16 protein-coding genes are annotated in these 17,674 nt (G+C 62.0%); 4 read left to right on the top strand and 12 right to left on the bottom strand.

Going from position 1 to position 17,674, the window contains the following annotated elements:
* Positions 1–6: 6 nt before the first annotated feature.
* Together ftsH and rlmE are read right to left on the bottom strand one after the other, a co-directional pair.
* The gene (gene ftsH, locus KHO27_RS25225; RefSeq protein WP_038706866.1) at positions 7–1,914 is read right to left on the bottom strand and encodes an ATP-dependent zinc metalloprotease FtsH; all 1,908 of its coding nucleotides are present in this window, start codon (positions 1,912–1,914) and stop codon (positions 7–9) included.
* Positions 1,915–2,117: 203 nt separating this feature from the next.
* On the bottom strand, positions 2,118–2,744 hold the full coding sequence (gene rlmE, locus KHO27_RS25220) for a 23S rRNA (uridine(2552)-2'-O)-methyltransferase RlmE (protein WP_011532133.1): 627 nt from the start codon (positions 2,742–2,744) through the stop codon (positions 2,118–2,120).
* Between the two features lie 102 nt (positions 2,745–2,846).
* Between rlmE and KHO27_RS25215 the strand changes: the two genes are divergently transcribed.
* Positions 2,847–3,155, top strand: coding sequence for a YhbY family RNA-binding protein (locus KHO27_RS25215; protein ID WP_102683191.1), 309 nt, complete (start codon positions 2,847–2,849; stop codon positions 3,153–3,155).
* A gap of 24 nt (positions 3,156–3,179) precedes the next feature.
* Here KHO27_RS25215 and KHO27_RS25210 read toward each other — a convergent pair whose 3' ends face one another.
* From KHO27_RS25210 to grpE, 8 genes are all read right to left on the bottom strand, one after another.
* A complete protein-coding gene (locus tag KHO27_RS25210; RefSeq protein WP_102683190.1) occupies positions 3,180–3,617 on the bottom strand; it encodes an MFS transporter in 438 nt (145 codons plus the stop codon).
* Complete coding sequence (greA, locus tag KHO27_RS25205; protein WP_011532131.1) at positions 3,595–4,077, bottom strand: transcription elongation factor GreA; 483 nt, start codon at positions 4,075–4,077, stop codon at positions 3,595–3,597. Before greA ends, KHO27_RS25210 begins: the two co-directional genes overlap by 23 nt.
* The gene (gene carB / locus KHO27_RS25200; RefSeq protein ID WP_031314636.1) at positions 4,074–7,295 is read right to left on the bottom strand and encodes a carbamoyl-phosphate synthase large subunit; all 3,222 of its coding nucleotides are present in this window, start codon (positions 7,293–7,295) and stop codon (positions 4,074–4,076) included. The genes greA and carB overlap by 4 nt, the downstream gene beginning before the upstream one ends.
* Positions 7,296–7,400: 105 nt before the next feature.
* Positions 7,401–8,537, bottom strand: coding sequence for a glutamine-hydrolyzing carbamoyl-phosphate synthase small subunit (gene carA / locus KHO27_RS25195; RefSeq protein WP_102683188.1), 1,137 nt, complete (start codon positions 8,535–8,537; stop codon positions 7,401–7,403).
* Between the two features lie 226 nt (positions 8,538–8,763).
* Positions 8,764–9,570, bottom strand: a complete 807-nt coding sequence (gene dapB, locus KHO27_RS25190; RefSeq protein WP_214500946.1) for a 4-hydroxy-tetrahydrodipicolinate reductase — start codon at positions 9,568–9,570, stop codon at positions 8,764–8,766.
* 13 nt (positions 9,571–9,583) lie between these two features.
* Positions 9,584–10,708, bottom strand: coding sequence for a molecular chaperone DnaJ (gene dnaJ / locus KHO27_RS25185; protein ID WP_102683186.1), 1,125 nt, complete (start codon positions 10,706–10,708; stop codon positions 9,584–9,586).
* 212 nt (positions 10,709–10,920) lie between these two features.
* Positions 10,921–12,846 carry a molecular chaperone DnaK gene (dnaK, locus tag KHO27_RS25180; RefSeq protein ID WP_102683185.1) on the bottom strand — a complete coding sequence of 642 codons (1,926 nt, stop codon included), beginning with the start codon at positions 12,844–12,846 and terminating at the stop codon, positions 10,921–10,923.
* Positions 12,847–12,947: 101 nt separating this feature from the next.
* Positions 12,948–13,502 carry a nucleotide exchange factor GrpE gene (gene grpE, locus KHO27_RS25175; protein ID WP_050706997.1) on the bottom strand — a complete coding sequence of 185 codons (555 nt, stop codon included), beginning with the start codon at positions 13,500–13,502 and terminating at the stop codon, positions 12,948–12,950.
* A gap of 182 nt (positions 13,503–13,684) precedes the next feature.
* On the opposite strand from grpE, the gene recN reads away from it, so the two are divergent.
* Positions 13,685–15,358, top strand: a complete 1,674-nt coding sequence (gene recN / locus KHO27_RS25170) for a DNA repair protein RecN (RefSeq protein ID WP_110701755.1) — start codon at positions 13,685–13,687, stop codon at positions 15,356–15,358.
* A gap of 82 nt (positions 15,359–15,440) precedes the next feature.
* On the opposite strand, the gene fur is transcribed toward recN, so the two are convergent.
* Complete coding sequence (gene fur, locus KHO27_RS25165) at positions 15,441–15,845, bottom strand: ferric iron uptake transcriptional regulator (RefSeq protein WP_110701757.1); 405 nt, start codon at positions 15,843–15,845, stop codon at positions 15,441–15,443.
* 97 nt (positions 15,846–15,942) lie between these two features.
* Between fur and KHO27_RS25160 the strand changes: the two genes are divergently transcribed.
* Positions 15,943–16,461 (top strand): outer membrane protein assembly factor BamE, encoded by a 519-nt coding sequence (locus KHO27_RS25160; protein ID WP_110701759.1) that lies wholly within the window; start codon positions 15,943–15,945, stop codon positions 16,459–16,461.
* 88 nt (positions 16,462–16,549) lie between these two features.
* Here the strand turns inward: KHO27_RS25160 and KHO27_RS25155 are convergent, their stop codons facing one another.
* Positions 16,550–16,984, bottom strand: coding sequence for a type II toxin-antitoxin system RatA family toxin (locus tag KHO27_RS25155; protein WP_046854056.1), 435 nt, complete (start codon positions 16,982–16,984; stop codon positions 16,550–16,552).
* A gap of 161 nt (positions 16,985–17,145) precedes the next feature.
* Between KHO27_RS25155 and smpB the strand changes: the two genes are divergently transcribed.
* Positions 17,146–17,628 (top strand): SsrA-binding protein SmpB, encoded by a 483-nt coding sequence (gene smpB, locus KHO27_RS25150; protein ID WP_023629355.1) that lies wholly within the window; start codon positions 17,146–17,148, stop codon positions 17,626–17,628.
* Positions 17,629–17,674: the final 46 nt, after the last annotated feature.

The raw sequence follows: 17,674 nt of genomic DNA, 5'->3' as shown, positions 1-17,674 counted from the left end.
ATGCCCTTAGTGTTGAGCCGCTGGACCGCCGATCGGCGACTCCGGACGATCATCCTGGGAAGCTTGCTTGCCAGAGGTCCCGGCATCGTTGTCCCAGTCACGTGGCTCACGCGGAGTGCGGCCAGCCATGATGTCGTCGATCTGGTCGGCATCGATGGTTTCGTACTTCATCAATGCCTCGGCCATGGCGTCGAGCTTGTCGCGATTGTCGGTGAGAATCTGCTTGGCCGTGGCATAGCACTGGTCGATGATGCTGCGCACTTCGGAGTCGATCATCTTCGCCGTCTCGCCGGAAACGCTGGCATGCTGGCTACCCGCGCTGCGGCCGAGGAACACCTCGCCCTCTTCTTCGGCGTACATCAGCGGCCCGAGTTTTTCGGACAGGCCCCACTTGGTGACCATGTTCCGGGCAATCTGGCTCGCACGCATGATGTCGTTGGAGGCGCCAGTGGTCACACCGTCGAAGCCCAGGGTCATCTCTTCAGCGATACGACCGCCGTAAAGCGAGCAGATCTGGCTGATCAGCGCACGCTTGGACAGGCTGTAACGGTCTTCTTCCGGCAGAAACATGGTCACACCCAGGGCACGACCACGCGGAATGATCGACACCTTGTACACCGGATCATGCTCGGGGACGACACGGCCGACGATGGCGTGACCAGCTTCGTGGTAAGCGGTGTTCTGCTTCTCTTTCTCGGACATGACCATGGTCTTGCGCTCGGCGCCCATCATGATCTTGTCCTTGGCCAGCTCGAACTCCTTCATCTCGACCACGCGCTTGCTGGAACGGGCAGCGAACAGCGACGCCTCGTTGACCAGGTTGGCCAGGTCGGCACCGGAGAAGCCAGGGGTACCGCGGGCGATGACCGCCGCGTTGACGTTCTCGCCGATTGGCACCTTGCGCATGTGCACTTTGAGGATCTGCTCACGACCACGGATGTCCGGCAGGCCGACCACCACCTGGCGGTCGAAGCGGCCCGGGCGCAGCAGCGCCGGGTCGAGCACATCGGGACGGTTGGTGGCGGCGATGACGATGATGCCATCGTTCATCTCGAAGCCATCCATTTCGACCAGCAACTGGTTCAGGGTCTGCTCTCGCTCGTCGTGACCGCCGCCCATGCCGGCGCCACGGTGGCGGCCGACGGCGTCGATCTCGTCGATGAAGATGATGCATGGCGCGTGCTTCTTGGCCTGCTCGAACATGTCGCGCACGCGGCTGGCACCCACGCCGACGAACATCTCGACGAAGTCGGAACCGGAAATGGTGAAGAACGGCACCTTGGCTTCGCCGGCGATGGCCTTGGCCAGCAGGGTCTTACCGGTACCGGGCGGGCCGACCATCAGCACACCGCGGGGGATGCGGCCACCCAGGCGCTGGAACTTGCCAGGGTCACGCAGGAACTCGACCAGTTCGCCAACTTCTTCCTTGGCCTCGTCGCAACCGGCAACGTCAGCCAGGGTAGTCTTGACCTGGTCTTCGGACAGCAGGCGCGCCTTGCTCTTGCCGAAGCTCATCGGGCCGCCTTTACCACCGGCACCGCCCTGCATCTGGCGCATGAAGAACATGAACACGGCGATGATCACCAGAATCGGGAAGCTGGCGACCAACAGTTGCGTCCAGATGCTCTGCTGCTCTGGCTGCTTGCCTTCGACGGTGACGTGGTTATCGACCAGGTCGCCGATCAGGCCGTTATCCGTGATGGCTGGGCGGACGGTCTTGAAGTTGTCGCCGTCGGTGCGCTTGCCGGTAATGATGTAGCCGTCGACGGTCACGCGCTCGACCTTGCCATCCTTGACCTGCTGGATGAAGTCGGAATAGTTGAGGGTCTGCGGCTCGTTAGGGCTCGAGAAGTTGTTCATCACCGTCACCAGGACGGCGGCGATGATCAACCAGAGGATCAGATTCTTTGCCATGTCGTTCAATTCGCTACCCTCTGAGGCCGGCGCACGACGCAGCCGTGCCTCGCATGATATTCATCGCCCTAACTTACTACATTACCCACGCATCCGCAGGCACCGTCTGTAACCCTTTGTGAAAGCTAGACTACACGAAGTTCGGACGATCCAGACGGAGCCGCCGATTGGAAATAACTATCGGCAACCCCGCAGCACGCCTTTCACGCTCCCTTGAAACCCTTGCCCAACAGGTACTGTTCGCGGGAACGATCCCGCGAGGACGACGGCTTGCGCATCTGCACCTTGTCGAACTTGCTGCGCACGTCCTTCAAGTACATGTCGAAACCCTCGCCCTGGAAGATCTTGATCAGGAAATCCCCGCCGGGCTTGAGCACGCGGGTCGCCAGATCCAGGGCCAGTTCGCAGAGGAACATGGCACGCGGCATGTCCACCGCGGGCGTACCACTCATATTGGGGGCCATATCGGAAATCACAAGGTCTACGTGCGAATCACCGACCGCCTGCAGGATCTGCTGCAGCACTTCGTCCTGGGTAAAGTCGCCCTGGATGAAGGTAACGTCCGGAATCGAGTCCATTTCCAGGATGTCCGAGGCGATCAACCGCCCTTGGCCGCCAATCAGACGACTGGTCACCTGCGACCAGCCACCTGGCGCTGCGCCGAGGTCGATCACGCTCATGCCGGGGCGGATCAGGCGATCTTTCTCCTGGATCTCCAGCAGCTTGTAGCTCGCACGCGAGCGATAACCATCCTTCTGCGCTTGCTTCACAAAAGGGTCGTTGAAATGTTCACGCAGCCAGTTGGCGCTGCTTTTGGAACGTTGTACCACGGGGCACCTCGATGATATGCGTCGTGTTTGACTGGGCGGAGCCAGGGGCCCTCGGGTAAAATGCCCGTCAATTTTACAGAATCAGACGAAAAGGGTCAGATTATGCCGCTCAATAACGAGCAGAAGAAGCAATACAAGTCCATTGGTCATGACCTGAAGCCGGTCCTGATCGTTGCTGGCAACGGTGTGAACGAAGGCGTCGCCGCCGAACTGGAGCGCGCCTTGGCCGATCACGAGCTGATCAAGGTCGAAATCCGTTCGGAAGACCGTGAAGAGCGCGCCGCCGCGATTGCCGAACTGTGCAAGGTCGGCCGCGCCGAACTGGTGCAGACCATCGGCAAGAAAGCGCTGATCTACCGCAAGAACCCACAGCCGAACAAGCAGCTGTCCAACATCCACCGTTACAAGTAACAGTGGCGCCGATCAGTGGCGCGCCTAGCGCGCCCTGACCGGAACCGGCTGGGCCACCAGCACGATGCCGGAGAAGCCCAGCACCAAAAAGCAGAACATCTGCCAGCGCTCACCCACGGAGATCCCGTAGCGCAGGGTGTAGTAGCTGAGACAGGCAGCAAAGCCAAGCAGCAGCATCTGCCCACGGAACTGCCGCCACCAGGCCGCCAGGCCATCCACCCTGGCCAATACCGCCAGCTGGGTCAACAGCCCGAGCAGCGCCACGCCGATCAACCAACGGTCGATCTGCACGGCAATATCCTGCACCAGCAACGGCGCAAGGCCACTGACCTTGAGCGCCGGCACCAACCCCACGTGGAACACCCACAAGCCACCGACCCAGAAAACCTGGGCCAGCTGCCAGAGGATCCCCTCGAGGGATGGCGCCCGCAGGCGCCGGTCAGATGTGCTTGACTTCGACAATCTCGTACTCGACCGTGCCACTTGGCGTCTTGACGACGACAGTATCACCTTCTTCCTTGCCGATGATGGCACGGGCGATCGGCGCACCGCTGGAGAGCTTGCCCTGCTTCACGTCGGCCTCGTCCTCGCCGACGATCTGGTAGGTCACCTCTTCATCGGTCTCGGTGTTCGCCAGCACCACGGTGGTGCCGAAAATCACCTTGCCGGTGTGGGCGATGGTGGTGACGTCGATCACCACCGAGTTCTGCAGGCGGCCTTCGATATCGCGGATACGCGCCTCGACCATGCCCTGCTCCTCACGGGCGGCATGGTATTCGGCGTTTTCCTTGAGGTCGCCCAGCTCGCGAGCTTCGCCGATTGCCTGGCTCAGGCGCGGACGCTCGGTCTTGCTCAGGAACAGATGCTCTTCTTCCAGGGCGCGAGCGCCCTGGACGGTCATCGGATACTTGGTAATGCTCATGCTTTGAGTCCTGCATGCAGATCCTGCAGGCGACGAACGGTCTTTTCCGGACCGAATTTCAGCGCCTCGCAGATGGCTTCACCGGCCGCAATGGTGGTGGTGCAGTAAATCTTGTGCTGCAGCGCATTGCGACGAATCGAGTAGGAGTCGGCAATCGACTGGCGGCCTTCGGTGGTGTTGATGATCAGCGACACTTCGTCGTTCTTGATCATGTCGACCACGTGCGGGCGACCCTCGGTCACCTTGTTCACACGGCGTACTTTCAGGCCGGCCGCTTCGATAACCTTGGCGGTGCCTGCAGTTGCAACCACTTCGAAGCCCAGGGCGATCAGGTCGCGAGCAACCCCAGCCACTTGTGGCTTGTCGTCGTCACGCACGCTGATGAACGCGGTACCGCCGGTCGGCAGCACTTCGCTGGCGCCCATCTGGGCCTTGGCGAAGGCTTCACCGAAGCTGTCGCCGACACCCATGACTTCACCGGTGGATTTCATCTCAGGGCCGAGGATCGGGTCAACCCCCGGGAACTTGGCGAACGGGAAGACGGCTTCCTTGACGCTGTAGAAGTTCGGGATGATTTCCTGGGTGAAGCCCAGTTCTTTCAGGGTTTTGCCAGCCATGACGCGCGCGGCGATCATCGCCAGCGAGGTGCCGATGCACTTGGACACGAACGGCACGGTACGCGAGGCGCGCGGGTTGACCTCGATCACGTAGATCTTGTCGCCCTGCAAGGCCAGCTGCACGTTCATCAGGCCGACCACGCCCAGCTCCAGGGCCATTTTCTTGACCTGTACACGGACTTCATCCTGCACTTCCTTGCTCAGCGAGTAAGGTGGCAGCGAGCACGCCGAGTCACCGGAGTGAACGCCAGCCTGCTCGATGTGCTGCATGATCGCGCCGATCACCACGTCGGTGCCGTCGCAGACCGCATCCACGTCCATCTCGATGGCGCAGTTGAGGAAGTGGTCGAGCAGCACCGGGCTGTCGTTGGACACTTGCACCGCTTCACGCAGGTAGCGCTTGAGTTCGTCCAGTTCGTAGACGATCTCCATCGCACGGCCGCCCAGTACGTAGGACGGGCGCACCACCAGCGGGTAGCCGATAGTGCCGGCCGCCTTGATGGCTTCGTCTTCGCTGCGCACGGTGGCGTTTGGCGGCTGCAGCAGGTTCAGGCGCTGAACCATCTGCTGGAAACGCTCGCGGTCTTCGGCGCGGTCGATGGCGTCCGGGCTGGTGCCGATGATTGGCACGCCGGCTTCTTCCAGGGCACGGGCCAGCTTCAGCGGGGTCTGGCCGCCGTAGTGGACGATGACGCCCTTCGGCTTCTCGACGCGGCAGACTTCCAGCACGTCTTCCAGGGTCAGCGGCTCGAAGTACAGACGGTCGGAGGTATCGTAGTCGGTGGAGACGGTTTCCGGGTTGCAGTTGACCATGATGGTCTCGTAACCGTCTTCACGCAGTGCCAGCGCGGCGTGCACGCAGCAGTAGTCGAACTCGATGCCTTGGCCGATACGGTTCGGGCCACCGCCCAGGATCATGATCTTGTCGCGGGTCGACGGGTTGGCCTCGCACTCTTCCTCGTAGGTCGAGTACAGGTAGGCGGTGTCGGTGGCGAACTCGGCGGCGCAGGTGTCGACGCGCTTGTACACCGGGAACACTTCCAGCTTGTGGCGGTGACGGCGCAGGTTCTTGTCGGTGATGCCGAGCAGCTTGGCCAGGCGCTGGTCCGAGAAGCCCTTGCGCTTGAGGCGCAGCATGTAGTCCTTGTCGATTGCCGACAGGGCCAGGGTCTTGACCTTCTCTTCTTCCTTGATCAGGTCTTCCATCTGCACCAGGAACCACAGGTCGATACCGGTCAGCTGGAAGATTTCCTCGATGGTCATGCCCGAACGCATGGCGTCGGCCACGTACCAGATACGCTCGGCACCCGGCACGGTCAGTTCGCGCTTGAGGATGCTGGCCGCTTCCGGGCTGGCCAGGTCGACTTTCGGGTCGAGGCCGCAGGCGCCGACTTCCAGGCCACGCAGGGCTTTCTGCAGGGATTCCTGGAAGGTACGGCCGATGGCCATGACTTCACCGACGGATTTCATCTGGGTGGTCAGGCGGGCGTCGGCCTTGGGGAATTTCTCGAAGGCAAAGCGCGGCAGCTTGGTGACGACGTAGTCGATCGACGGCTCGAAGGACGCCGGGGTACGGCCGCCGGTGATGTCGTTCTGCAGTTCGTCGAGGGTGTAGCCGATGGCCAGCTTGGCGGCGATCTTGGCGATCGGGAAACCGGTGGCCTTGGACGCCAGAGCCGAGGAGCGAGAGACGCGCGGGTTCATCTCGATCACGACCATGCGGCCGGTGTTCGGGCAGATGCCGAACTGCACGTTGGAACCGCCGGTTTCGACACCAATTTCACGCAGCACCGCCAGCGAGGCGTTGCGCATGATCTGGTATTCCTTGTCGGTCAGGGTCTGTGCCGGAGCAACGGTGATCGAGTCACCGGTGTGCACGCCCATCGGATCGAAGTTCTCGATCGAGCAGACGATGATGCAGTTGTCCTTTTTGTCGCGGACCACCTCCATCTCGTATTCCTTCCAACCGATCAGCGATTCGTCGATCAGCAGTTCCTTGGTCGGCGACAGGTCCAGACCACGGGTGCAGATTTCTTCGAACTCTTCACGGTTGTAGGCAATCCCGCCCCCGGTGCCGCCCATGGTGAAGGACGGGCGGATGATGCATGGGAAGCCGAGCTTCTCGAGGACCGCATTGGCCTCTTCCATGCTGTGGGCGATACCCGAGCGCGGGCACTCAAGGCCGATGTCCTTCATGGCCTTGTCGAAGCGCGAGCGGTCTTCGGCCTTGTCGATGGTGTCGGCGTTGGCACCGATCATCTCTACGCCGAATTTTTCCAGAACGCCATGGCGCTCCAGGTCCAGGGCGCAGTTCAGCGCAGTCTGGCCGCCCATGGTCGGCAGGACGGCGTCCGGACGCTCTTTCTCGATGATCTTGGCCACCGATTGCCATTTGATCGGCTCGATGTAGGTGGCGTCGGCCATGGCCGGGTCGGTCATGATGGTGGCTGGGTTGGAGTTCACCAGGATGACGCGGAAACCTTCCTCTCGCAGGGCCTTGCAGGCCTGGGCGCCGGAATAGTCGAACTCACAGGCCTGGCCGATCACGATCGGGCCAGCGCCGAGAATCAGGATGCTTTTGATGTCTGTACGTTTTGGCATGGTGGTCACTCAAATCCGGGGTCAGTCGGCAAGCCGCTTTGAACAATCTGGGTCAGGCGCTTCCGGGCACGGCACAAGCCGGCCCGGGGCCTTGAAGCAGGATGCTCAGCGGCGCTTGGCCATGGCATCGGTGAAACGATCGAACAGTGGCGCGACGTCGGTCGGGCCCGGGCTCGCTTCAGGGTGGCCCTGGAAGCTGAACGCGCATTTGTCGGTGCGCTCGATACCCTGCAGGGTGCCGTCGAACAGCGACTTGTGGATGGCGCGAACATTGCCTGGCAGGGTGGCTTCGTCGACGGCAAAGCCGTGGTTCTGGCTGGTGATCATGACCACACCGGTATCCAGGTCCTGGACCGGGTGGTTGGCACCGTGGTGGCCGTGGCCCATCTTCACGGTCTTGGCGCCGGAGGCCAGGGCCAGCAGCTGGTGGCCGAGGCAGATACCGAAGACCGGAATCTCGGTCTCGAGGATTTCCTTGATCGCCTGGATGGCGTAGTCGCATGGCTCCGGATCACCAGGGCCGTTGGACAGGAACACACCATCGGGGTTGAGCGCGAGCACTTCGCTGGCCGGGGTCTGGGCAGGCACCACGGTGACGCGGCAACCACGCGCGACCAACATGCGCAGGATGTTCAGCTTGACGCCGTAGTCGAAGGCAACCACGTGGTACGGCAGGTCGGCAGCATCGATGGTCGGGTGGCTGTCGGTCTTCAGCTCCCACACGCTGGAACGCCACTCGTAGCGCTCCTTGGTGGAAACGACCTTGGCCAGGTCCATGCCCTTCAGGCCCGGGAAGGCACGGGCAGCGGCGATGGCCTGCTCTTCGGTGATGTTGTCACCGGCGAGGATGCAGCCGTTCTGGGCGCCCTTTTCACGCAGGATACGGGTCAGGCGGCGGGTATCGATGCCGGCGATAGCGACAACGTTGTTGGCCTTGAGGTACTCAGGCAGCGACTGGGTATTGCGCCAGTTGCTGGCCAGCAGCGGCAGGTCGCGGATGACCAGGCCAGCGGACCAGACGCGGTTGGATTCGGCGTCTTCCGGGGTAGTGCCGGTATTGCCGATGTGCGGGTAGGTCAGGGTGACGATTTGCTGCGAGTAGGAAGGGTCTGTAAGGATTTCCTGGTAGCCGGTCATAGCGGTGTTGAATACCACCTCGCCAACGGTCTGACCGTCGGCACCAATGGCTTCACCGCGAAAAATACTGCCGTCGGCAAGGGCGAGTATGGCTGGCTTTGTCAAGAAGACCTCCCGTAAATCAAGCATGAAAGGGCGATCGCAGGTTGCAAAAAAGCGGAGTGACGTATGGACACGTCACCCCGCTTTTAAGTGCTGAATTCAATTCGCTGCGCGCTTTTAGTGGACACACTAAAGCTGTAGCTTACAGAAAAGTGCGTTTTCGGTCTACCGTAGATGTGCCTCTAAAACACACCAATGCGACAAGGGGCTGCCAGGCAGCCCCGCGGCATCAACGTAGCTCGAGCACGTCCTGCATGTCGTACAGGCCAGGCCCACGCCCTTCCAGCCACAGCGCAGCGCGCACGGCGCCCTTGGCGAACGTCATGCGGCTGGAGGCCTTGTGGGTGATCTCCAGGCGCTCGCCTTCGGCGGCGAACAGCACGGTGTGATCACCGACCACATCACCGGCACGCACGGTGGCGAAACCGATGGTCTTGCGATCACGAGCACCGGTCTGGCCTTCACGACCATAAACCGCCACTTCCTGCAGGTCACGCCCCAACGCATTGGCAACCACTTCACCCATGCGCAGCGCGGTCCCCGACGGCGCGTCGACCTTGTGCCGGTGATGGGCCTCGATGATCTCGATATCCACATCATCGCCCAGCACCCGGGCCGCCATGTCCAACAGCTTGAGACTGAGGTTCACACCCACGCTGAAGTTCGCGGCGAAGACGATCGGGATCTCCTTGCCCGCCTCTGCCAGCAGCTCTTTCTCTTCCGGCGTGAAACCGGTGGTGCCGATAACCATGGCCTTGCCCGCCTTGCGGCAGAACGCCAGGTTCTTCAGGGTCACCGAAGGATGCGTGAAGTCGATCAGCACATCGAACTCGTCGGCAACCTTGGCCAGGTCATCACAGATCGGCACGCCGATACGCCCCAGGGCCGCCAGCTCACCGGCATCAGCCCCGACCAGCGAGCTGTCCGGGCGGTCGATCGCCGCCGTCAGGCCCGTCAGGGGCGCCTGCTGCTGCACGGCCTCGACGAGGGTCTTGCCCATCCGCCCCGCCGCGCCCATTACCGCAATACGTCGCATAGCCTGTTCCTTCTCAGAGATCGCCGAAGAAGCGCTTCATACCCTCGAACCAGCCACTGGCCTTGGGCGAATGGGAGCTGTCACCCTCGAGCGAGTCACGCAGCTCTTCGAGCAGTTCGCGCTGGCGACGGCTGAGGTTGACCGGCGTTTCCACCGCCACGCGGCACAGCAGGTCGCCTGCCGCACCACCGCGCACCGGCGCCACACCCTTGCCACGCAAGCGGAACTGCTTGCCGGTCTGGGTGCCTTCGGGAATTTTCAGCTTCACGCGACCATCGAGGGTCGGCACTTCCAGCTCGCCACCCAGGGCGGCGTCGGTGTAGCTGATCGGTACTTCGCAGTAGAGGTGCTTGCCGTCGCGCTGGAAGATCGGGTGCTCGCGCACATTGACGACCACATACAGGTCACCGGTCGGACCGCCATGGGCACCCGCCTCGCCTTCGCCGGACAGGCGGATGCGATCGCCGGTATCGACGCCAGCCGGCACCTTGACCGACAGGGTCTTGTATTCCTCGACACGACCTTCGCCGTGGCACGAGCCGCAAGGGTCGGTGATGATCTTGCCCTGGCCATGGCAGCGCGGGCACGTCTGCTGCACCGCGAAGAAGCCCTGCTGCATGCGCACCTGACCGATACCGCCACAGGTCGGGCAGGTCGACGGGGTCGAGCCCTTCTTGGCGCCGGAACCGTCGCACGGCTTGCAGTTGACCAGCGTAGGGACGCGGATATTGACCGTGGTACCGCGCACCGCCTCCTCGAGATTGAGTTCGAGGGTGTAGCGCAGGTCACTGCCACGCTGGGCGCCGCCACGACCACCACCACGGCCACCGCCGAAGAAATCACTGAAGACATCACCGAAGATATCGGAGAAGTTGGCACCACCGAAACCGGCACCGCCGCCACCCATGCTCGGGTCGACGCCGGCGTGGCCGTACTGGTCGTACGCCGCACGCTTGCTGGCATCCGACAGCACTTCGTAGGCCTCGTTGGCTTCCTTGAACAGGTCTTCCGACTCTTTATCACCCGGGTTGCGGTCAGGGTGGTACTTCATCGCCAGACGGCGGTAGGCCTTCTTCAGATCACCTTCACTGGCGCCACGCTCGACACCCAGGACTTCATAAAAATCACGCTTTGCCATAGGTCATTTGCACTCTTGGGGGCGTTCGGCATACCTCTGCGCATCGGTGCGCCATGCCGTCAGCACCTGCCGCCATACGCGAATGCGCCCAGACAGATGCTGTAAATAATTCTCGTGTTCCAGACACGCCAACGCGGGAGCAAGCCCCCGCGCGGCGACATCCTACCAGCTCACCGGCAAACGACGGTGAACTGGGCGACAACATGCAGGACTTACTGCTTGTTGTTGTCTTTTACTTCTTCGAACTCGGCGTCAACCACGTCGTCGTGCTTGGCTTCCGGTTCGGCCTGCTGGGCGCCGCCCTGCGGTTGCTCGGCCTGTTGCTCGGCGTACATCTTCTGGGCAACAGGGGCCGAAACCTTGGACAGCTCCTCGACCTTGGCGTCGATGGCAGCCTTGTCGTCGCCCTTGACGGCGGCCTCCAGGGCAACCACGGCGGCCTCGATGGCGGTCTTCTCTTCGGCGGTGACCTTGTCACCCGCTTCAGTGACCATCTTGCGGGTCGAGTGGACCAGCGCATCACCCTGGTTACGGGCGGCGGCCAGCTCTTCGAACTTGCGGTCTTCCTCGGCGTTGGCCTCAGCGTCACGCACCATTTTCTCGATTTCTTCGTCGGACAGACCGGAGTTGGCCTTGATCACGATCGACTGCGCCTTGCCGGTAGCCTTGTCCTTCGCACCGACGTGCAGGATGCCGTTGGCGTCGATGTCGAAGGTCACTTCGATCTGCGGCACGCCGCGTGGAGCCGGCGGGATGTCAGCCAGGTCGAACTTGCCCAGCGACTTGTTCTGCGAAGCTTGCTTGCGCTCGCCCTGCAGCACGTGGATGGTCACGGCGCCCTGGTTGTCGTCGGCGGTCGAGAACACCTGCGACTTCTTGGTCGGGATGGTGGTGTTCTTCTCGATCAGCGCGGTCATCACGCCACCCATGGTTTCGATACCCAGGGTCAGCGGGCTGACGTCCAGCAGCAGCACGTCCTTCACGTCACCGGCCAGAACGGCACCCTGGATGGCGGCACCCATGGCAACGGCTTCGTCCGGGTTGACGTCCTTGCGCGCTTCTTTACCAAAGAAGTCGGCAACGGCTTTCTGCACCATCGGCATACGGGTCTGGCCACCAACCAGGATCACGTCGTCGATCTTGCTGGCATCAATGCCGGCGTCCTTCAGGGCGATGCGGCATGGCTCGATGGTACGGTTGACCAGGTCTTCGACCAGCGACTCCAGCTTGGCGCGGGAGATCTTCACGTTCAGGTGCTTCGGACCAGTTGCATCTGCAGTGATGTACGGCAGGTTGACGTCGGTCGACTGAGCCGAGGACAGCTCGATCTTGGCCTTTTCAGCGGCTTCTTTCAGGCGCTGCAGGGCCAGGGGATCGTTCTTCAGGTCCATGCCGGACTCTTTCTTGAACTCGTCGACGAGGTAGTCGATCAGGCGCATGTCGAAGTCTTCGCCACCCAGGAAGGTGTCACCGTTGGTGGCCAGCACTTCGAACTGGTGCTCACCGTCGACTTCGGCGATTTCGATGACCGATACGTCGAAGGTACCACCACCCAGGTCATAGACGATGACGGTATGGTCGCCCTTGCCCTTGTCCATGCCGTAGGCCAGCGCAGCGGCGGTCGGCTCGTTGATGATGCGTTTTACGTCCAGGCCAGCGATGCGGCCGGCGTCCTTGGTCGCCTGGCGCTGGCTGTCGTTGAAGTAGGCCGGCACGGTGATGACCGCTTCGGTGACCGGCTCGCCGAGGTAGTCTTCGGCGGTCTTCTTCATTTTCTTCAGGACTTCGGCGCTGATCTGCGGCGGAGCCATCTGCTTGTCGGCAGCCTCGACCCAGGCGTCACCATTGTTGGCCTTGACGATCTTGTAAGGCACCAGCTTGATGTCTTTCTGTACGACATCTTCTTCGAAGCGGCGGCCGATCAGACGTTTCACCGCGAACAGGGTGTTGTGCGGGTTGGTGACCGCCTGGCGCTTGGCCGACTGGCCAACCAGGATCTCGCCGTCGTTGGCGTAGGCGATGATCGAAGGCGTGGTGCGCGCGCCTTCGGCGTTCTCGATGACCTTGGCAGTGCCGTTTTCCAGCACGGAGACGCAGGAGTTGGTGGTCCCCAGGTCGATACCGATGATTTTACCCATGTTGATTCTCCCGAAACTTGAATTTGGTAGCAGCGACTGCTTTGGCCAACTGCGCTAATACTTGAAGGCTTGACACCTAGATGGGGGTGTCCGAAAAGATTTCAAGCCTTTTCGTTGATCGAAGGCTGCGGGGCACTCGGCGCCTTGCTGACCACCACCATGGCGGGGCGCAGCAGGCGGCCATTGAGCAGGTAGCCCTTCTGGAACACGTTCAGCACACTGTTCGGCTCGACATCAGCACTTTCCTGCATGGCCATCGCCTGGTGGTGCTCGGCGTTGAATGGCTGGCCGTGCGGCTCGATGGTCTCGAGGTTGTAGCGCTTGAGGGTGTCCTGGAACATCTTCAGGGTCAGCTCGATGCCTTCGCGCATCGGCTTGATGGTCTCGTCGTCGGCGCTGGACAGCTCCAGACCACGCTCCAGGCTGTCGATGATCGGCAGCAAGTCGCCGGCGAACTTCTCCAGGGCGAACTTGTGGGCCTTCTCGACATCCTGCTCGGCACGGCGGCGGATGTTCTGCAGGTCGGCAGCGGCGCGCAGGGACTGGTCCTTGGCGGCGGCCAGCTGCTCCTCGAGCTCCAGGACACGGGCATCGGCATTCGCGGCGCCTGCTTCTTCGGAATTCAGGTTCTTCTCATCCAGCTGTTCGTCAGCCATTGGGTTTCTCCTCCACGATTTCTGTCGTGCGAGCCAGGCTCGCCATGTCTTGCCGGCTATATGGGGTCGGAAAAACCAGGTTCAAGGGGGAAGGTGCTTTTCCACATTCATCGACCGGCTATTGGCAGACTTGCGAAAAGCACTGTATAAATATCCAGACAAGACCCTTCGGGAGCCGCTCCATGCTGGTGCACCTGTCCATTCACAACTACGCCATCGTCGAACACCTCGACCTCGAGATCGCCCGCGGCATGTCCGTCATCACCGGCGAGACCGGGGCCGGCAAGTCGATCATGCTCGATGCCCTCGGCCTGGCCCTGGGCGACCGCGCCGACAGCGGCGTGGTGCGCCCGGGCACCGACAAAGCCGACATCCTCGCCACGTTTGACCTGGTCGACATCCCCGAGGCGCACGCCTGGCTCGCCGAGCGCGACCTGGAAAGCGACGGCCCCTGCATCCTGCGCCGGGTGATCACCGCCGAGGGCCGTAGCCGCGGCTACATCAATGGCACCCCTTGTCCGCTGGGCGACCTCAAGGCCCTGGGCGAGCTGCTGATCGACATCCACAGCCAGCACGAACACCAGTCACTGCTGAAAACCGACACCCACCGCCGCCTGGTGGACGAGTACGCCGGCGCCACCGATCTGGCCCGCCAGGTGCAGCTGGCCGCCAAGCGCTGGAACCAGACGCGCCAGGAGCTGGAGCGCCTGAGCAACTCCGGCGACGAGCAGCGGGCGCGCCACCAGTTGCTCAGCTACCAGCTGGAGGAACTCGACAACCTCGGACTGGGCGAAAACGAACTGGAGCAGCTTGAGCAGGAGCACAAGAACCTGACCAACGCCGAGGCACTCTTCGGCATTTGCCGCCAGGTCATCGAACAGTGCAGCGAAAGCGATTCAGGCAACGTGCTGAGCGCCCTGACCATGAGCCTCAACCGCCTCGGCGCGGTAGGCAATGCACCCAAGGCACTGGGCGAGGCGGTCAACCTGATTGCCAGCGCGCAGATCCAGGTGGAGGAGGCCGTCGGCGAACTCAACCGCTTCCTCGACAACTTCGACGCCGACCCGATGCGCCTGCAGAGCCTTGAAGAGCGCCTGGACACCATCTACACCCTCGCCCGCAAGCACCGCGTGCATCCCACTGAACTGCCGCACCTGCAACAGCGCCTGATGGAAGAGTTGGAAGGGCTGAACGCCAGCGACGAATCGATCGAGCGGCTGGGCGAGGAGCTCGCGGCCTTCGCACAGCATTATAAAGAGAAGGCCATCGAGCTCAGCACCCTGCGCCGGCAGGCGGCCAAACAGCTGGCCACCGCCGTGGAGCAGGAAATCCAACGCCTGGGCATGCCCGGCGGACGCTTCTGCATCGAACTCACCCCCTTCGAAAGCACGGACCTCTCACCCCATGGCCTGGAGCAGATCGAACTGCTGGTCAGTGCCAACCCCGGCCAGCCACTCAAGGGCCTGGCCAAAGTGGCCTCGGGCGGCGAACTGTCACGCATCAGCCTGGCGATCCAGGTGATCACCGCACAGACCTCACGCATTCCAACCTTGGTATTCGACGAAGTCGACGTTGGCATCGGCGGCCCGACTGCCGAGATCGTCGGCCAATTGCTTCGCCGCCTCGGCGAGCGCGGCCAGGTGCTGACCGTGACCCACCTGCCACAGGTCGCAGCCCAGGGGCATCACCACCTGTTCGTGCACAAGGTGCGCAACAGCGACACCACGCATACCGCCGTGGCCAGCCTGGGCAAGCGCGAGCGGGTCGAGGAAGTGGCGCGGATGCTGGGCGGCATTGACCTCACCAAAGAGTCGCTGGCCCATGCGCGCAAGATGGTGGTGACCAGCAAGACCTGAGCGGGCCCACCCCACGCACGCTCCCCAGAACGCACAAAGGCGACCCGAAGGTCGCCTTTGTCGTCAATAACGAGATAAATCGTTACTTCTTTTTACGCACATACAGAACCAGATTGTGGTCCACCAGCTCGAAACCGTGCTCGGCAACGATTTCCTTCTGGCGCTTTTCGATCTCGACATCGAAGAACTCGATGACTTCACCGCTATCCACGTTGACCATGTGGTCGTGGTGGCCGCCGTCAGCCAGCTCGAATACCGCGTGGCCGCCATCGAAGTTATGGCGAACCACCAGACCCGCCGCTTCGAACTGGGTCAGTACGCGATACACGGTCGCCAGACCGACATCCTCGCCAGCCTCCATCAGCGCCTTGTACACATCCTCGGCACTCATGTGACGCTGCTCGGTGGAGTCGAGCATCTGAAGAATCTTTACTCGAGGCAGGGTTACCTTGAGGCCCGCTTTGCGCAATTCGCTATTTTCAACCATGGTCAGCTTTCTCGCCGATGCTGCTTCGCAGCTTCTCTTAATACGGGTATGATCGGGGTTTACGTTGTCCAGCCAAGATAGTGGAAGTCGCCCACCGATGCAAAACACCAAGCTCTTGCTAACCAGCCTCACCCTAGTGGGACTGCTCGCACTCGCCGGTTGCTCGTTTCCCGGGGTTTACAAAATCGACATCCAGCAGGGCAATGTCGTCACGCAGGACATGATAGACCAATTGCGTCCGGGAATGACCCGCCGACAAGTAAGGTTTATCATGGGCAACCCCCTGCTGCAGGACACCTTCCACACCAATCGCTGGGATTATCTCTACAGCCTGCAGCCTGGCGGCGGCCAGCGCCAGCAAGAGCGCATGAGCATCTTCTTCAACGAGAACGATCAACTGGTCAACCTCTCCGGCGACTTCATGCCAGGCGTCAGCCGCGACCAGGAAATCCTCGGTGGCAGCAGTGACACCACGGTCAACCCGGACAAGCAGCCGAGCCAACCCGAGAAGCCAGCCAAGCCAGGCTCGCTGGAAGACTCGCTGCAAAAGGAAATCGACAACGTCGAGACCACTCCGGTGCCGACACCAGCACCGCTGGAAACTTCGCCGCAGTAAATGCGCCGATACTAAAAAGCCCGGATCTTGTCCGGGCTTTTTATTGCCTGCATGAATGGTGGGGCTTGCTCACCCGCCACGCGCGCCCTCAACCATTGAGCTGCTTGGCCCGCTGGCAGAAGGCATCGACCATCGTGTTGGCCGCCTGGTTGAACAGCGGCCCCAAGGTGGCCCGCACCAGGGCACCTGCGTAGTCGAACGACAGGTCGAGGCTGATCTTGCAGGCCTTCTCTCCCAACGGCTTGAACACCCACAGCCCGTGCAACTGGGTGAACGGCCCCTCCTCCAGGTTCATCTCGATCGACTGCCCCGGCACCAGCACATTGCGCGTGATGAACTGCTGGCTCATGCCACCCTTGGCCACTTCCAGCCTTGCCCGCATGTGCGTGTCACTGGTCTCGAGCACCGTGGACGCCGAGCACCAGGGCAGGAACTCCGGGTAGCTCGCCACATCGTTGACCAGGTCGTAGAGCGCCTGGGCAGGGTACGGCAGCAGAGCGGAGCGTTGAATATGGGTAGTCATCCAGGCGTCACTTCCAAACTGGGCGGCAGCGCTTGTCAGCGCCTTGAAAACGGCTCTGCGCGGCAGAGCGTGGGTTGCATTGTCCGGGATTCACACAACAGGCTCAAGCGCAGCTAAACCCCGTAGCCGAGGACGCGGCGACTGCCTATAATGCCGCCCCTATGGCTAAACAAAAGAAGCATCCGACCGGGACCATCGCGCAGAACAAGAAAGCGCGACACGATTACTTCATCGAACACAAGTTCGAGGCCGGGCTGGTCCTGTCCGGCTGGGAAGTAAAAAGCCTGCGGGCCGGCAAGGCGCACCTGACCGACAGCTACGTGCTGCTCAAGGATGGCGAAGCCTGGCTGTTCGGCAGCCACATCACCCCGCTGAACACCGCCAGCACCCACGTCATCGCCGACCCCATCCGCACCCGCAAGCTGCTGCTGAACAAGCGCGAGCTCGAGCGCCTGGAAGCGGCCGTGGCGCAGAAGGGCTACACCTGCGTGGCGATGTCGCTGTACTGGAGCAAGCACCTGATCAAGTGCGAGATCGCACTCGGCAAGGGCAAGAAGGAGTTCGACAAGCGCGATACCGTGCGCGAGCGCGACTCCAACCGCGAGCTGCAGCGCACGATGCGCAACAAGGGCAAGGAAGAGTAGGGCTCGGCCTGACCTTTCCCGTGGGAGCGGGCTTGCCCCGCGATAG

The organism is Pseudomonas sp. RC3H12 (assembly GCF_018596375.1).
In the GTDB taxonomy this organism is placed as follows: domain Bacteria; phylum Pseudomonadota; class Gammaproteobacteria; order Pseudomonadales; family Pseudomonadaceae; genus Aquipseudomonas.
The sequence above is the reverse complement of the archived record's forward strand: the minus strand, read 5'-3'. Positions and strand labels throughout refer to the sequence as shown.

Bases quoted from the DNA above. Each gene is read 5' to 3' on its own strand.
- KHO27_RS25160 (WP_110701759.1), top strand. From the start codon at position 15,943: ATGCAAAACACCAAGCTCTTGCTAACCAGCCTCACCCTAGTGGGACTG.
- dapB (WP_214500946.1), bottom strand. From the start codon at position 9,570: ATGCGACGTATTGCGGTAATGGGCGCGGCGGGGCGGATGGGCAAGACC.
- smpB (WP_023629355.1), top strand. From the start codon at position 17,146: ATGGCTAAACAAAAGAAGCATCCGACCGGGACCATCGCGCAGAACAAG.
- dnaJ (WP_102683186.1), bottom strand. From the start codon at position 10,708: ATGGCAAAGCGTGATTTTTATGAAGTCCTGGGTGTCGAGCGTGGCGCC.
- dnaK (WP_102683185.1), bottom strand. From the start codon at position 12,846: ATGGGTAAAATCATCGGTATCGACCTGGGGACCACCAACTCCTGCGTC.
- recN (WP_110701755.1), top strand. From the start codon at position 13,685: ATGCTGGTGCACCTGTCCATTCACAACTACGCCATCGTCGAACACCTC.
- KHO27_RS25215 (WP_102683191.1), top strand. From the start codon at position 2,847: ATGCCGCTCAATAACGAGCAGAAGAAGCAATACAAGTCCATTGGTCAT.
- grpE (WP_050706997.1), bottom strand. From the start codon at position 13,502: ATGGCTGACGAACAGCTGGATGAGAAGAACCTGAATTCCGAAGAAGCA.
- KHO27_RS25155 (WP_046854056.1), bottom strand. From the start codon at position 16,984: ATGACTACCCATATTCAACGCTCCGCTCTGCTGCCGTACCCTGCCCAG.
- greA (WP_011532131.1), bottom strand. From the start codon at position 4,077: ATGAGCATTACCAAGTATCCGATGACCGTCCAGGGCGCTCGCGCCCTG.
- ftsH (WP_038706866.1), bottom strand. From the start codon at position 1,914: ATGGCAAAGAATCTGATCCTCTGGTTGATCATCGCCGCCGTCCTGGTG.
- carB (WP_031314636.1), bottom strand. From the start codon at position 7,295: ATGCCAAAACGTACAGACATCAAAAGCATCCTGATTCTCGGCGCTGGC.
- fur (WP_110701757.1), bottom strand. From the start codon at position 15,845: ATGGTTGAAAATAGCGAATTGCGCAAAGCGGGCCTCAAGGTAACCCTG.